11 protein-coding genes and 1 tRNA gene are annotated in these 14,945 nt (G+C 72.2%); 5 read left to right on the forward strand and 7 right to left on the reverse strand.

The features are described from left to right. Positions 1-2: 2 nt before the first annotated feature. From ACULPM_RS04770 to ACULPM_RS04800, 7 genes are all read right to left on the reverse strand, one after another. On the reverse strand, positions 3-1,043 hold the full coding sequence (locus ACULPM_RS04770; RefSeq protein WP_167929426.1) for a rod shape-determining protein: 1,041 nt from the start codon (positions 1,041-1,043) through the stop codon (positions 3-5). Positions 1,044-1,067: 24 nt separating this feature from the next. Next, the gene (locus ACULPM_RS04775) at positions 1,068-2,372 is read right to left on the reverse strand and encodes a tetratricopeptide repeat protein (RefSeq protein WP_167929427.1); all 1,305 of its coding nucleotides are present in this window, start codon (positions 2,370-2,372) and stop codon (positions 1,068-1,070) included. Positions 2,373-2,402: 30 nt separating this feature from the next. Next, positions 2,403-2,951 carry a peptidylprolyl isomerase gene (locus tag ACULPM_RS04780; protein WP_445331436.1) on the reverse strand — a complete coding sequence of 183 codons (549 nt, stop codon included), beginning with the start codon at positions 2,949-2,951 and terminating at the stop codon, positions 2,403-2,405. 120 nt (positions 2,952-3,071) lie between these two features. Next, positions 3,072-4,052, reverse strand: coding sequence for a zinc ribbon domain-containing protein (locus tag ACULPM_RS04785; protein ID WP_445331437.1), 981 nt, complete (start codon positions 4,050-4,052; stop codon positions 3,072-3,074). Positions 4,053-4,081: 29 nt separating this feature from the next. Continuing rightward, positions 4,082-6,748, reverse strand: a complete 2,667-nt coding sequence (gene acnA / locus ACULPM_RS04790) for an aconitate hydratase AcnA (RefSeq protein WP_445331438.1) — start codon at positions 6,746-6,748, stop codon at positions 4,082-4,084. Continuing rightward, positions 6,732-9,128 carry an HAD-IC family P-type ATPase gene (locus tag ACULPM_RS04795; RefSeq protein WP_445331439.1) on the reverse strand — a complete coding sequence of 799 codons (2,397 nt, stop codon included), beginning with the start codon at positions 9,126-9,128 and terminating at the stop codon, positions 6,732-6,734. Before ACULPM_RS04795 ends, acnA begins: the two co-directional genes overlap by 17 nt. A gap of 160 nt (positions 9,129-9,288) precedes the next feature. Further along, positions 9,289-9,365: transfer RNA gene (locus ACULPM_RS04800), tRNA-Arg, on the reverse strand. A 127-nt stretch (positions 9,366-9,492) separates the two neighbouring features. On the opposite strand from ACULPM_RS04800, the gene aroF reads away from it, so the two are divergent. The 5 genes from aroF to aroC are packed head-to-tail and all read left to right on the forward strand — an operon-like array spanning position 9,493 to position 14,931. After that, a complete protein-coding gene (aroF, locus tag ACULPM_RS04805) occupies positions 9,493-10,518 on the forward strand; it encodes a 3-deoxy-7-phosphoheptulonate synthase (RefSeq protein ID WP_167929432.1) in 1,026 nt (341 codons plus the stop codon). Further along, positions 10,519-11,394, forward strand: a complete 876-nt coding sequence (locus ACULPM_RS04810) for a prephenate dehydrogenase (protein WP_445331440.1) — start codon at positions 10,519-10,521, stop codon at positions 11,392-11,394. It abuts the gene before it with no gap. Then, a complete protein-coding gene (gene aroB, locus ACULPM_RS04815; RefSeq protein WP_445331441.1) occupies positions 11,391-12,500 on the forward strand; it encodes a 3-dehydroquinate synthase in 1,110 nt (369 codons plus the stop codon). Before ACULPM_RS04810 ends, aroB begins: the two co-directional genes overlap by 4 nt. Further along, positions 12,497-13,816, forward strand: a complete 1,320-nt coding sequence (gene aroA / locus ACULPM_RS04820; RefSeq protein ID WP_445331442.1) for a 3-phosphoshikimate 1-carboxyvinyltransferase — start codon at positions 12,497-12,499, stop codon at positions 13,814-13,816. Before aroB ends, aroA begins: the two co-directional genes overlap by 4 nt. Then, positions 13,816-14,931 carry a chorismate synthase gene (gene aroC, locus ACULPM_RS04825; RefSeq protein WP_445331443.1) on the forward strand — a complete coding sequence of 372 codons (1,116 nt, stop codon included), beginning with the start codon at positions 13,816-13,818 and terminating at the stop codon, positions 14,929-14,931. Before aroA ends, aroC begins: the two co-directional genes overlap by 1 nt. Positions 14,932-14,945: the final 14 nt, after the last annotated feature.

Below are 14,945 nucleotides of genomic sequence, written 5' to 3' on the forward strand. Positions count from 1 at the left end.
GACTACCCGGCGCTCTGGACGAAGCCGCCCGAGAGCGCGTTGGCCTCGAGCACCTTTGCGCACCCGTTCACCACGTTCTCGAGCGCGGTCGGGCTCACGTTGACGGGGACGCCCGTCTCCTCGCGCAGGCGCTGGTCGAGCCCGCGGAGCAGGCCGCCGCCGCCCGTGAGGAGGATGCCGTAGTACATGAGGTCCGAGGCGAGGTCGGGCGGCGTCACGTCGAGGGCGTCCTTGACGGCCTTGGTCACCTCGTCGAGCGGGCGGTCGAGCGCGCGGCGGATCTCCTCGCTCTCGATGCGCACCGACTTGGGCAGGCCGCTCATGACGTCGCGGCCGTTGACCTCGACGTCGAGCTCCTCGGCGAGCGGGGCGGCGGAGCCGACCTTGATCTTGATGTCCTCGGCGGTGCGCTCGCCGATGGAGAGGTTGTACACGTCGCGGACGTGCTGGAGGATGGTCTGGTCGAACTCGTCCCCGGCGGTCCTGATGGACTGCGAGACGACGATGCCGCCCATCGAGATGACGGCGACCTCGGTGGTGCCGCCGCCGATGTCGACGACCATCGAGCCCGTCGGGTCCTCGATGGGCAGGTCCGCGCCGATGGCGGCCGCCATCGGCTCCTCGATGAGGTAGGCCTGGCGGGCGCCCGCGGAGATGGTCGCCTCGAAGACGGCTCGCTTCTCGACGGACGTGACGCCCGACGGGACGCAGACGACGACGCGCGGGCGCGGGGACCACGGGTAGTGGTTGCCGCGCGCCTTCTCGATGAAGTAGCGGAGCATGACCTCGGTGACGTCGAAGTCCGCGATGACGCCGTCCTTGAGGGGTCGCTCGGCGATGATGGAGCCCGGCGTGCGGCCGATCATGCGCTTGGCGTCGGCGCCCACCGCGAGCACGCGGCTCTCGCTCTTGTCGATGGCGACCACGGAGGGCTCGTTGATCACGATACCCTGGCCGCGGACGGCCACGAGCGTGTTGGCCGTGCCGAGGTCGATGGCGAGGTCGCCGCCGTACTCCCCGAAGAGGGTGTCGAAAAGTGACATGGTCCCTGCCCTGTTCGCTGGCTCTTAGTCGTTGGCCGTCGTGTCGCCGGCGGAGGCGTACTCGGGCGTGACCGAGACGACCTTCCAGCTGATGCCGTCGCGGCGGAGCTCGACGGTGTAGTCCTGCTCCCCGCCGGCCGCGAGCGCGGCGGTGAGGTAGACGGTGGAGTCGGTCATGCTGCGGTCGCAGCCGCCCACGGTGACGGTGACGTCGCCGGTGGGCAGCGAGTCGCTCATGGCCTCGATCTGGCTTGCGGAGGTGCCGGCCACGACGTACTGCGCGATGTCCTCGCCGGAGGACTTGGCCTCGAAGAGCTCCTCGGCGACGGCCTCCTGGGTGGGCCAGCCGTAGCCGCGCACGTACGCGAAGACCGCGGCGCCGACGGCGAGGACGAGCAGCACGAGGAGGAAGACGAGGACCTTGAGGCCCGTGTGGCGGTGCTTGCGGCGGACCTTGCGCTCCTGCTTGTCGGCGGCCATGAGGTCCTCCTCGGTGACCGAGAAGAAGCCCGTGTCCTCGGGGGACGGCATGAGCTCGCCGGACTCGCCCATCGGGTCGAGCGGGTCGTAGCCGCCGCCGTAGCCCGCGGCGGCGAGGAACGCGTCGGTGTCGGACTGGCGGCGCTCGCCGATGGAGGCGACCGCCTTGCGCGCGGCGTCGTAGGAGGCCTGCGCCTCGGGGGTGAGCGAGTAGGTGCCGTCGGCGGTGGCGTGCGCGAAGGCGTCGACGGCCTCGTTCATGCGGTTCGCGGCGACGTAGGCGAGGCCGAGGTCGCACCATATCTGGTTCTGGCTCTCGAGGGGCGTCGTGAAGTCGAGCGCGGTGCGGTAGGCCTCGACGGCGTCGACGGCGCGCCCGAGGCGCATGAAGCAGCTGCCGAGCTTGGAGAGGGCCGCGGCGGGGGCGGGGTTGGCCTCGTCGATGGCGGCGTTGCGATACGCCATGCCGGCGCCGCGGACGTCACCGACCTGCTCGTACGCCGCGCCAAGCGCGAGATAGGCCTTGTAGGGGGTCGCGTAGGAGGCGTCGGAGACGGCCTCGCTGAGCGCGGGGATGGCCTCGTCCGCACGGCCGGCCGCGAGCAGCGCGCGGCCGAGGTTGCACTGGAGCGCGCCGCGCTTCCCGTACGACGCGTCGCGGAGCGCGCCCTCGTAGGCGCGCGCCGCGGAGTCGAACTGGCCGAGCTTCATGTACGCGTTGCCGCGGAGGTGGTCGACCTCGCCGGACGGCTCCCCCGGGGCCGCGGCGTCGGCGAGGCGGGTCACCGCCCCGAACCAGTCGCCGCTCTTGTAGGCGAGCTTGCCGGATTCATAAGCCTGCTGGTTCACTGTGCCCTCCAACGTGTGCTCCGCCCGCGCCTAGGCGCCGGCGTGCTCGATCCTGACCGAGTTGATGACGTCGCCCTGGCGAAGGGCGGCGATGACTTCGAGCCCCTCGAGCGTCTGGCCGAAGACGGTGTAGCCCGAGTCGAGGCCGTGCTGGGGCCCGAGGCAGAAGTAGAACTGGGACCCGGCGGAGTTGGGGTCCATGGAGCGCGCCATGGCGAGCGCGCCGTCGTCGTGGGAGTTGCGGGGGTTGACCGTGTACTCCTCGCGGATGCGGTAGCCCGGGCCGCCGGTCCCGGGACGGCCCGTGGGGCCGACGCGGCCGGCGGCGACGTCGGCGGGAGACATGTCGCGGGTGTTGGGGCAGCCGCCCTGGATGACGAAGCCGGGGACGTAGCGGTGGAACTTCAGCCCGTCGTAGAAGCCCGAGGTGGCAAGCTCGCAGAAGTTGGCCACGTGAACGGGCGCGCCCGCGCCGTCGAGGCGTGCCCGGATGGTGCCCCTCGACGTGTCGAAGACGGCCACCTCGTCGCCCACGACCTGATAGACGGGCGTATAGAGCGGGTCTTGGATGAATCCCATGTCCCTCTCCCCTCTCGGGGCGCGTTGCGTACGCGCGCACTATGCTTCCAACTAGATGATTCTAGCAGGAGGCGCCAGGTTTCACATATTCGGCAGAGAGGCGGCGTGCGGGACGCCCCCTCAGGCGGCGGGGTCCCACGCGTCGTAGTTCTGCGAGAAGAGCCTCTGGAACGCGGAGCCGGCGGCCATGGCGCGGGTGATCGCCTCGGCGTCCGCGGACGGGTCGGAGGAGTCCGCGGAGATCTGCCAGGCCTCGGTGAGGGCGTCGCAGCGGTTCCTGAGCCAGTTGCCGAGCGTCTCGAGGTGGTCGACCGCCTCCGAGACCTCCTCGCTGCCGTCGTCGAGCGCGCCGATGTCGTTGATGAGGTTGGAGACCTCGATCGAGATGCCCCGCGCGGCGTCGAGCCCCGCCGCCCGGTCCTCTGACGAGGTGGACGACAGGACGCCGTCCGACCGCAGGAGCCGCTCGGACTCGTCCACGCGCGCCGAGAGCGAGCCGAGCGACTCGTGGGCGTCGGAGAGCGTCTCCTCGATGGTCCGCGTCTCCCCGGCCCGGTTCCCGTCCTGCCCGACGAGCGTCTCGAGGAAGCCGGGGAAGCCCGACATCGAGGTGTCGGCGGGCGTCGTCGCGGAGATGCGCGTGGCGCTCGGGTCCCAGGGGTGGGTGATGAGGACGGTGGCCCCGCCCACCACGAGGACGGCGAGCAGGCCGGCGAGCAGGAACGCCCGCGTGCGGGGCATGCGGTCGCTGCGCGACACGGGCGACGAGGCGTCGTCGACGGAGGGCAGCGCGCTCTCGATGCGCGTGATCACGCCCGTCTCGTCGGCGTCCGCGGCCCCTCCGAGCTCGCCCGTCGCGCCGATGTCGGGGAGGTCGAGGTCGCGGGTCGGCCGCGCGGGGGCGGCCTCGGGCCCCTCGGGCCGGACCGACGAGCCGCACTTGGGGCACACGTCGGCCCCCGGCGGCAGCAGGGCGCCGCAGCCGGGGCACCAGGCCGCGTCGCTCAGCGAGATGCGCTGGGTCGCGTCTATGGTCTCATGGCAGCGGGGGCAGGTGAGCGAGCCGTCGGGCACGCGGCCCCCGCAGGCGGGGCAGATCACGGGGCGGCGCCCCCCTCTCTCTCGGTCCGCTAGCGGAGCTCGTCCAGGACGAACGGAAGGATACCACCCTTCGCGAGGAACGCGCCCTCCATGGGCGTGTCCACGCGCACAACGCACTCGAAGCTGAAGGAGGAGCCGTCCGGCCGCGTCGCGCGGACGGTCGCCCTCGGCGAGGCCGGCAGCCCGCCCGAGAGGTCGACCGGGGAGACGTCGAAGGTCTCGTCTCCGCGGATGCCGAGGGCCTCGGCGCCCTCGCCCTCGAGGAACTGGAGCGGGAGGACGCCCATCTGGACGAGGTTGGAGCGGTGGATGCGCTCGAAGCTCTCGGCTATGACGGCGCGCACGCCGAGCAGCAGCGGGCCCTTGCCCGCCCAGTCGCGGCTCGAGCCGGAGCCGTAGAGCTTGCCGGCCACCACGACGAGCGGGACCCCCGCGGCGCGATACGACTCCGCGGCGTCGAATATGGGTACGACGTCGCCGCTGAGCAGGTCCTTGGTCCAGCCGCCCACGCGACCCTCGGCGAGCTCGTTTCTGAGCTTCACGTTGGCGAAGGTGCCGCGAGCCATGACCTCGTGGTTGCCGCGCCGTGCGCCGTAGGTGTTGAAGTCGGCGGGCTCGACGCCGTGCTCTATGAGATAGCGGGCCGCGGGAGAGTCCTTGGCGATGGATCCGGCGGGCGAGATGTGGTCGGTCGTGACGAAGTCGCCGAGCAGGGCGAGCGCCCGGGCCCCGCGCACCTCGACGACGTCCTGAGGGCGGGCGATCTCGAAGTAGGGGGCGCGACGCACATAGGTGGACTCGGGGTCCCAGGGGAAGGTTGCGGACTGGTCGGAGGGGATGGAGCGCCAGGTCTCGGAGCCCTCGAGCAGGCCCCGCGAGCCCTCCTCGAAGAGCGAGGCGTCGCAGTGGGCCGCGAGCTCGGCGGCGACCTCCTCGTCGGTGGGCATGATGTCGGAGAGCATGACGGGGGTCCCGTCGGGGGCGACGCCCACCGGCTCGGTCGAGAGGTCCACGTCCATCGTGCCGGCGAGCGAGTAGGCGACCACGAGCGCGGGCTGGCACAGGTAGTTCTGGCTCACGTCCGGGGAGATGCGCCCCTCGAAGTTACGGTTGCCCGACAGGACGCTCGTGAGCTCGAGCTCAGCGGCGTGGGGCTTCAGGCAGGCCTTGATCTCCCCGGAGTTGCCGATGCAGCTCATGCAGCCTAAGCCGCAGGTGAAGAAGCCGAGCCTCCGGAGCGGCTCGGCCAGGCCACACCGCTCGAGGAGCAGCTCGGTGGCATGGCTGCCGGGCGCGAGGACCTTCTTGACCCAGGGGCGGGGCGCAAGCCCGCGCTCGACGGCGTGCCGGGCGAGCAGGCCCGCGGCGACCATCATCGCCGGGTCCGTCGCGGTGGTGCAGCTCGTGATGGCGGCGATGGCGATGGCGCCGTGCTCGAGCTCCCCTGCGCCCTCGACGGCGACGCGCTCGGAGAGGTCGCGGCCGTTCTCGCGGGCGGACGACTCGAAGCGGGCCTTGAGCCCCGAGACGGACACGCGGTCGTGCGGGCGCGACGGGCCGGCGAGCGAGGGCTCGACGGAGGAGAGGTCGAGCTCGAGGGTGCGCGCGTAGACACGACCCTCGCGCGTGCCGTAGACGCCCTGGGCCTCGAGGTAGGCGCGCGCGAAGGCCATCTCGCCCGAGTCGCGCCCGGCGGTCTCGAGGTAGTCGAAGGTGACGTCGTCCGCGGGGAAGAGCGTCGCCGTCGCCCCGTACTCGGGCGTCATGTTGGAGACGCACGCGCGCTGGGTGGCGGAAAGCGACGCCACGCCCTCGCCCGTGACCTCGACGATCGAGCCCACGACCCCCTCGGCGCGGAGCAGCTGCGCCACGGAGAGGGCGACGTCCATGCCCGAGACGCCCTCCGAGGTGGCTCCCGACAGGCGCAGCTCGACGACGGGCGGCACGAGCATCGAGATGGGCTGACCGAGCGCCGCCGCCTCCGCCTCGATGCCGCCGACGCCCCAGCCGAGCACGCCGACGCCGTTGGCCGTCGTGGTGTGGGAGTCGGTGCCGACGAGGGTGTCGAAGCACGCCACGTCCTTCTCGCCCGCGGCGAGCGCGTCGGTCGTGACCACGCCGCAGAAGCGCTCGATGTTGAGCTGGTGGCAGATGCCGCCTCCCGGCGGGACGATCTCGACGTTCTGGAAGGAGCGGCTCGCCCACTTGAGGAAGGCGAAGCGCTCGCGGTTGCGCTCGGCCTCGAGGCGCTGGTTCTCCCCCACCGCCCCCGGGCACTCGGCGACGTCGGCGATGACGGAGTGGTCGACGACGAGCGTGCAGGGGATGCGCGGGTTCACGAGCAGCGGGTCGCCGCCGCGCTCGACCATGGCGTCGCGCATGGCGGCGAAGTCGACGAACACCGGGACGCCCGTGAAGTCCTGGAAGAGCACGCGGGCGGGCATGAACTCGATCTCGGCGCCCGCCGCCCCGGCCGTCCCGGCCTCGACGACGGCGGAGGCCATGCGCACGGCGTCCTCGTCGGTCGCGGCGCGTCGGACGACGTTCTCGAGAAGGACGAGAAGCGCCCTCGGGAGGCGCTCGGCGCCCGGGATCCCCGAGACCACGTGGGCGAGGCGCGAGACGCCCCCGCCCTTAAGGGTCACCGGCCGGCGCGCGGAGAGGACCGCCTCGCGGAAATCAGTCGTTGCTGCCATGTCTGCCCTCCACCTTCCTCACGAGACGCGCGAAGCGCTCGTCAGTCTCGTAGCTCGCGAGCGAGCGGTTGTACATCCAGTTGAAGAACGCGACCGCGATAAGGCCCGCGGCGGCGATCACCACCCCCATGCTACCCGTCATGTCCTCCATCTCGAAGAACGAGGCGAAGACCGTACACCCACACGCAACAATGGCGACGATCACGACGAGCAGCGCGGCCCTGAGCGGGGTGAGCGGCTGGGAGATGCGCCAGACGAGCGCGATGCCCACGAAGGCGACCAGCACGGTGCAGACCGTCGAGATCTCGCCGAACGAGTGGGAGAGCGCGCGCCCCACGACGAGCTCGGCGAAAAGCGCCGCAACGATGGCGGCCGAGGCCGGCAGCGACCGAGCGAGCACGTTGGCGAGAAAGCTCCCGCGCACGAGCTCGTGGTTGGGCTCGAGGGCGAGCACGAACGAGGGTATGCCGATGACCGCCGTCGAGAGCAGCGACATCTGGATGGGGATGAAGGGGTACGGCGGCATGACGATGCAGATGAGCGCCAGGGCGGCCGTGAAGACGGTCTTCACGAGGAAGAGCGACGCTGAGCGCTGCAGGTTGTTGATCGACCGCCTGCCCTCGGCGACGACCTCGGGCATGTGCGAGAAGTCGTTGTCCGCGAGGACGATCTCGGAGACGTTGCGCGCCGCGGCGGACCCCGAGGCCATGGCGACGGAGCAGTCGGCCTCCCGCAGGGCGAGGACGTCGTTCACGCCGTCGCCGGTCATGGCCACCGTGCGCCCGCGCCGGTGAAGGGCGCGCACGAGGTCGCGCTTCTGCTGCGGGGTGACGCGCCCGAACACGCGCGCCTCGTCGACGGCGGCGTCGAGCTTCTCGGGGGTGTCGAGCGTCGCGGCGTCGACGTACCTCTCGGCGTGCGGGACGCCGGCGCGCGCGGCGATGGCCGAGACCGTGCGCGGGTCGTCCCCGGAGATGACCCTGAGCTCGACCCCCTGGTCGAGGAAGAACCGCATGGTCTCGGGGGCGGTGGCGCGGATCTCGTCGCGAATGGCGACGCACCCCATCAGGCGCACCTCGCCGACGAGCGCGTTCCCCTCGTCGAACCCGTCGGACTGGCCCACCACGAGCACGCGCTCCGTGGCGTCGAAGGCCCGCGCGACCCGGTCAGCCTCCCCCGCGCGGTCGCGGCCGAGCACGAACGCGGCGGCGCCCATCACGAGCGCGCGGCCGTCCGCGGTCACGCAGCCCGAGTACTTGCGCGCCGAGTCGAAGGGGACGGCCCGGGCCGCCCCCGCCGCGCGGATGCCGAGCGCGTCGGCGTGGCGCAGGAGGGCGAGCGCGGTCTCGTTGGCGTCCTCCGCGTTGGCGGAGGCTATCGCGGCCATGGCGGACTCGACCTCGGCCTCGGAGAACCCGGTCGCGGGGCGCACGGAGGAGACCTCCATCTCCCCCGAGGTGATCGTGCCCGTCTTGTCGAGGCAGAGCGTGTCCACGCGCGCGAGCGTCTCCACGCAGTACGCCTGCTGGACGAGGACCATCCGCCGGCCGAGCCGGAAGGTGGCGATGGCGAGGACGGAGGAGGTGAGCAGGACGAGGCCCTGCGGGATCATGCCGATGACGGCGGCGACCGAGGTGAGGATCGCGTCGTCCAGGCTGCCGCCGTCCATGAGGACCGACCTCAGGAAGAGGCCGAGGCCGAGCGGCACGAGCGCGACCGTGCCGAGTCGTATGATGGCGCGCAGCGTCTCCTGGATCTCCGACCGGACCGCCTTGACGTACTTCGCCTCGGCGTTGATGCGCGCGGCGTAGCCCTGCGCCCCCACGCGCGTCACCCGCGCGACGAGGCTCCCTGCGTCCACGAAGCTGCCGGAGAGCAGCTCGTCGCCCGGCCCCTTGGAGACGGGCTTGGCCTCGCCGGTGAGCAGGCTCTCGTTCATGGAGACGTTGCCGGAGACGATGACGCCGTCGGCGGGCACCTGGTCTCCGTGGGAGAGCCGCACGAGGTCGTCGAGGACGAGCTCGGAGGCGGGCAGCGAGCGCTCGCCGGAGGCGCGGACGACGGTGACCTCCTTCTGCGTGAGGATCGTGAGCCGGTCCACCATGCGCTTGGCGCGGACCTCCTGGGCGACGCCGATGAGCAGGTTGGCCCCCACGACGCACATGAAGAGGAGGTTGCGGTACTGGCCCGTGAGCAGCACGAGGACGGCGAGCGCGAGGTTCACGCCGTTGAACAGCGTGAGCGCGTGCTCCGCCACGATCTGGCGCACGGACTTGGTCTTGACGTCGGTGTTCGCGTTGGTGAGGCCCCTGGCCGCGCGGTCGGCGACCTCCGCGTCGGTGAGCCCGGCGGGCACCGCGTCCCTCTCGTCTGGCGTCATCGCTCCCCTCTCGTCCGGTGCGTGACCCATTGTGCCACGGGGCGGGCGCGGCTCGGCGAACCTTACGAAAAAGAGAGACTTTCGGGCGAGGCCCCGACGCGCGCAGAACAGAAACGAACCCGCGAGGCCGAGGGTCTCGCGGGTCCGCGCGTCTTGCGGATGGTGCGCCCAGGGGGATTCGAACCCACGACCTTCTGCTCCGGAGGCAGACGCTCTCATCCACTGAGCTATGGGCGCGTGCGAGGGCAGTATAGCTCAATCCCCCGCCCGTCACAATCCAGACGCGCGGCGCGCCGTAACCTCGCGGTCACACGCGCGTGGTATCATCGCGCAGCATTTCACGCACCCAACACAGGAGAAGCGAATGATCGCAGTAGTGAGGGACAGCGCCACAGCCGAGCAGCTCGACCACTTCGTCAGGTGGATCGAGGACCGAGGCTTCAGGACGAACGTCTCCCAGGGAGACAACGAGACCCTGGTCGGCATCATCGGCGACACGACCCGCATCGACCCGTTCCTGCTCGAGAGCATGGACATCGTCGAGCGCGTCCAGCGCGTCTCCGAGCCGTTCAAGCTCGCCAACCGCAAGTTCCACCCCGAGGACACCGTCGTCGACTGCGGGCACGGCGTGCTCGTAGGCGGCGGCCACTTCCAGGTGATCGCCGGGCCGTGCTCGGTCGAGGGCGACAACCTCATGGCCATCGCCCGCGCCGTGCGCGCGGCGGGCGCCACGATGCTGCGCGGTGGCGCGTTCAAGCCGAGGACCTCCCCCTACACGTCCCAGGGCATGGGCGCGCGCGGCCTCGACCTGCTCATGGAGGCGGGCTCCGAGCTCGACATGCCCGTCGTGACCGAGATCATGGACCCGCGCGACGTCGGGCTCTTCCTCGACAGGGGCGTGGACGTCCTCCAGATCGGGGCGAGAAACGCGCAGAACTTCCCGCTCCTGCGCGAGGCCGGCAAGTCCGGCATCCCGGTCCTGCTCAAGCGCGGCATGTCCGAGACCATCGACGAGTTCGTCATGAGCGCCGAGTACGTCATGAGCGAGGGCAACGCCAACGTCATGCTCTGCGAGCGCGGCGTCCGCACCTTCGAGACGCGCACGAGGAACACCTTCGACGTGAACGCTATCCCCGTCCTGCACCACCTCACCCACCTGCCCGTCGTCGGCGACCCGAGCCACGCCACGGGCTACACGCGCTACGTGAGGCCCGCCGCCTACGCGGCCGTCGCCGCGGGGGCCGACGCGCTCGAGATCGAGGTGCACGACTGCCCCGCGAAGGCCTGGTCGGACGGCGCGCAGGCGCTCACGCCGGACCAGTTCGCCGACGCCATGCGGCGCATCGCGCTCATCCGCGAGGCCGTCACCGCCGACCTCGGGGAGGCCTAGGTGGCCGCCCGCGCGCTCGCCCCCGAGGTCGTGCCGGGGCGCATCGGCATCGTGGGGCTCGGCCTCATGGGGGGCTCCTTCGCCAAGGCCTTCGCGGCCGCCGGCGTCGAGGCCTTCGCCTGGAACAGGACGCGCTCCACGCTCGAGCTTGCGATGATAGAGACCGTCTCGGGCGAGCTTACCGACGAGGTGGTGCCGACCTGCGAGCTCCTGATCCTCGCGGGCTACCCCGCCGCGGCCGTATCGTGGCTCGAGGAGATGGCGCCGCTCATCTCCGCCGGCGCCATCGTCATCGACACGGTGGGCGTCAAGCGCGTCATCTGCGAGCGGTGCGAGAAGATCGCGGAGGGCCACCCCTTCACCTTCGTCGGCTGCCACCCCATGGCGGGGACGCAGTACTCCGGCTTCGCCCACGCGCGCGCCTCGATGTTCAGGGGAGCGCCGATGGTCGTCGTGCCGCCCGAGATGGACGACTTCGAGCGGGCGGACGTCCTCGAGCGCCTGAAGGAGCTCCTCGAGCCATGCGGCTTCGGCAGCTTCACGCTCGCCACGCCCGCGGAGCACGACCGCGTCATCGCCTTCACCTCGCAGCTCGCCCACGTCGTCTCCAACGCCTACGTCAAGAGCCCGACGGCACGTGCGCATCGGGGGTTCTCGGCGGGCTCCTACCGCGACCTCACGCGCGTCGCCCGCCTGAACGCGCCCATGTGGACGGAGCTCTTCCTCGACAACGCCGACTTCCTCTCCGAGGAGATCGGGACCATCATCCGGAGCCTCTCCGAGTACAAGGAGGCCATCGACGCGCGGGACGCCGCGCGCCTCGAGTCGCTCCTCGCGGAGGGCGACAGGATCAAGAGGGAGGTCGACCGCCGATGAGCGAGCCGTCTTCCGGCGAGCGCGCGGTGCGCGTGAGCGCCGCGTCGGGCGCCTATGACGTCTACGTCGGCGCGGGCGTGCTCGCCCGCGCCGGGGCAATCGCCCGCGAGGCGGCGGGCGGCGGGAGGTGCTGCGTGGTCACGGAGACCAACGTCGGGCCCCTCTACGCCGAGGAGCTCGAGGCCTCGCTCGCCTCCGCCGGCTACGAGGTCGCCCCCAAGCTCACCTTCCCGGCCGGGGAGCCCTCGAAGAACCTCGGGACGCTCGCGGGCCTGCTCGAGGGACTCGCCGAGCGCGGCCTCACGCGAGACGACGTCATCGTCGCGCTCGGGGGCGGCGTGACGGGCGACGTCGCGGGGCTCGCGGCGGCGCTCTACCTCAGGGGCTGCCCCGTGGTGCAGGTCCCCACGTCGCTTCTCGCCATGGTCGACTCCTCCGTCGGCGGCAAGACCGCCGTCGACCTGCCCGCGGGCAAGAACCTCGCCGGCGCGTTCTGGCAGCCGTCCGCCGTGGTGGCCGACGTGCGATGCCTCTCCACCGTATCCCCCGAGCTCTTCCGCGACTCGTGCGGGGAGGTCGTGAAGCACGCCGTCCTCGCAGACGCACGGATGCTCGACGACCTCACGCGCGCCCCGCTCACCGAGCCGGGCGTCGGCGAGGCGCGCCTCGTCGACGTGGTGGCGAGAAACGTGGAGATAAAGCGCGACGTCGTCGACGCCGACGAGCGCGAGCGCGGGCTTCGCCAGACACTCAACCTCGGGCACACCCTGGGGCACGCCATCGAGTCGGCGAGCGGGTTCTCCCTCGGGCACGGCTCGTGCGTCGCCGCCGGCCTCTGCATGGTCTCGCGCGCGTCCGCGAGGATGGGGTGGTGCTCCGAGGAGACGGCCGCGCGCATCGTCGCGTGCGTCGAGGCGCACGGGCTGCCCACGGGAAGCGACGTCCCCGCGGAGACGCTCATGGGCTACGTCGGGCATGACAAGAAGCGCCACGGTGACTCCGTGAACCTCGTCGTCCCCGTCGAGCCCGGCAGGGTCGAGGTCCGCCGCGTCGCCCTTGGCGAGCTCGCGCGCATCGTCGAGCTTGGAAGGGGGGCCAGATCGTGAACGTGACCATCGAGGCCGGCCCCCTCTCCGGCGAGCTCGGCGCCCCCTCCTCGAAGTCGGAGGCGCACCGCCTGCTCGTCTGCGCCGCCTTCGCGCCGGGCGTCACCGACGTCTCCTGCGCCACCTCCTCGGAGGACATCGAGGCCACGGCGTCGTGCCTCGGGGCGCTCGGCGCCCGCATCGCCCGGACGAAGGGCGGCTTCCGCGTGCGCCCCGTGCCCGGCACCTCCGCGACGGACAACCTCCCCGAGGCGCGCCGCGGCGCCCTGCTCGACTGCGGCGAGTCCGGGTCCACGCTGCGCTTCCTCCTGCCCGTCGTCGCCGCGCTCGGCTGCGACGCCCGGCTCACCGGCCGCGGCAGGCTCCCCGAGCGGCCGCTCTCGCCGCTCTACGAGGAGCTCGAGGCGCATGGCGCGACCCTCTCGGGGCAGGGCGTCTTCCCGCTCTCGGTGGGAGGCAGGCTCAGGCCCGGGCGCTTCTCCCTTCCGGGCGACGTCTCCTCGCAGTTCGTGACCGGGCTCCTGCTCGCCGCCCCGCTCCTTCGCGCCCCCGTCGAGGTCGTGGTGGGCGAGCCCGTCGAGTCGGCGCCCTACATCGACATCACCGTCTCCGCCCTCAGGACGTTCGGCGTCGAGGTCTCCGAGGGGGACGCGGCGACGGACGACGGGCGCCCGGCCCGCTCCTTCGTCGTCTGCGCCCCGGGCGGCTACGTCACGCCCGGCGAGGTGTCCGTGGGCGGCGACTGGTCGAACGCCGCGTTCTGGCTCGCCGCGGGCGCGATCGGGGAGGGCGGCGTCGCCGTGCGGGGGCTCGACCTCGCGAGCGCCCAGGGCGACCGCCAGGTCCTCGCCGCGCTCGCCCTGCTCGGCGCCCGGGTGCTGCGCCGCCCGGGCGGCGCCGCGTGCGAGCTCGACCGCCTTCGCGGCCGCGAGCTCGACGTGAGCAGCTGCCCCGACCTCGTGCCGCCCCTCGCCGCCGTCGCCGCCGTCGCGGAGGGCACGACGCGCGTGCGCGGCGCGGCGCGGCTGCGCATCAAGGAGTCGGACCGCCTCGAGACCGTCTCCGCCGCGATCCGCGCCCTTGGGGGCCGCGCGCGGGCCCTCGACGACGGCCTCGTCATCGAGGGCGTGCCCGAGCTCGCCGGCGGCACCGTCGACGCGGCGAACGACCACCGCATCGCCATGATGGCCGCGATTCTCGCGTCCCGCTGCTCCGGCCCCGTGACCATCCTCGGGGCGGAGTGCGTCGCCAAGTCCTACCCCGCCTTCTTCGAGGACCTCGCGGCCCTCGGGGGCATCGTCAGAAAGGAGCGGTGATGCCGTCCTCGTTTGGCACCGCGCTCAGGGTCACCGTGTTCGGCCAGTCGCACTCCCCCGCCGTCGGGTGCGTCGTGGAGGGACTCCCCTCGGGGCTGCCCGTCGACCTCGAGGCCCTCTCGGCCTTCGTGGCGCGCCGCGCCCCCGGAAACGACCCCTGGGGGACGCCGCGCAAGGAGCCGGACGCCCCCCGCATCGTCTCAGGGCTCAACCCCGACGGGCGCACCTGCGGCGCTCCGCTCGCCGCCGTCATCGAGAACACCAACACCCGCTCGCGCGACTACAACAACCTCCTCGCCGTGCCGCGGCCGGGGCACGCCGACTTCGCTGCCTGGGCCAAGTGGCACGGGGAGCAGGACGTGCCGGGCGGCGGCCACTTCTCCGGCCGGCTCACCGGCCCGCTCTGCGTTGCGGGCGGGATAGCCCTCCAGTGGCTCGCCACCAGGGGCGTGAGCGTGCGCGCCCACGTCGCCGAGCTCGCCGGCATCTCCGACGAGCCCTTCTCCGCGCTCGACAACTCGCCCGCCTCGCTCGAACTTCTCGCCCGCCAGATGGCCGCCCTCGCCGACGGGAGGCGCATGCCGACCGTGGACGGGACGGCGGGCGAGCGCATGGTCGAGGCCGTCATGGACGCACGGTCGCGCAAGGACACGCTCGGCGGCATCGTCGAGTGCGTCGCCACGGGCCTGCCCGCGGGGGCGGGCTCGCCGATGTTCGACGGCGTGGAGAACGTCATGGCGCGCGCCCTCTTCGGCATCCCCGCGGTGAAGGGCGTCGAGTTCGGGCGCGGCTTCGGCGTGGCCCGGATCTCCGGCACGCAGAACAACGACCCCTACGAGGTCCGCGGCGGCGCCTGCGTCCCCGCGACCAACAACGCCGGCGGCATCCTCGGCGGCATCACGACGGGCGCCCCGGTGCTCGTGCGCTGCGCCTTCAAGCCCATATCCAGCGTCATGGTCGAGCAGGACTCCGTCGACCTCACGACGATGGAGCCGGCGCGGCTCAAGGTGCACGGCCGCCACGACACCACGGCGGTCATCCGGGCGGTCCCCGTGGTCGAGGCGGTCTGCGCGCTCGCGCTCGCGGACGTCCTTCTCGCCTGGCCCGCCGAGTGACGCCCGCAGGCGAC

The sequence above is a fragment of the Thermophilibacter sp. ZX-H3 genome (genome assembly GCF_052599055.1).

Coding starts and splice junctions, on each gene's coding strand:
- ACULPM_RS04770 (WP_167929426.1), bottom strand. CDS start 1,043: ATGTCACTTTTCGACACCCTCTTCGGGGAGTACGGCGGCGACCTCGCC.
- ACULPM_RS04780 (WP_445331436.1), bottom strand. CDS start 2,951: ATGGGATTCATCCAAGACCCGCTCTATACGCCCGTCTATCAGGTCGTG.
- acnA (WP_445331438.1), bottom strand. CDS start 6,748: ATGGCAGCAACGACTGATTTCCGCGAGGCGGTCCTCTCCGCGCGCCGG.
- ACULPM_RS04795 (WP_445331439.1), bottom strand. CDS start 9,128: ATGACGCCAGACGAGAGGGACGCGGTGCCCGCCGGGCTCACCGACGCG.
- aroF (WP_167929432.1), top strand. CDS start 9,493: ATGATCGCAGTAGTGAGGGACAGCGCCACAGCCGAGCAGCTCGACCAC.
- aroB (WP_445331441.1), top strand. CDS start 11,391: ATGAGCGAGCCGTCTTCCGGCGAGCGCGCGGTGCGCGTGAGCGCCGCG.
- aroC (WP_445331443.1), top strand. CDS start 13,816: ATGCCGTCCTCGTTTGGCACCGCGCTCAGGGTCACCGTGTTCGGCCAG.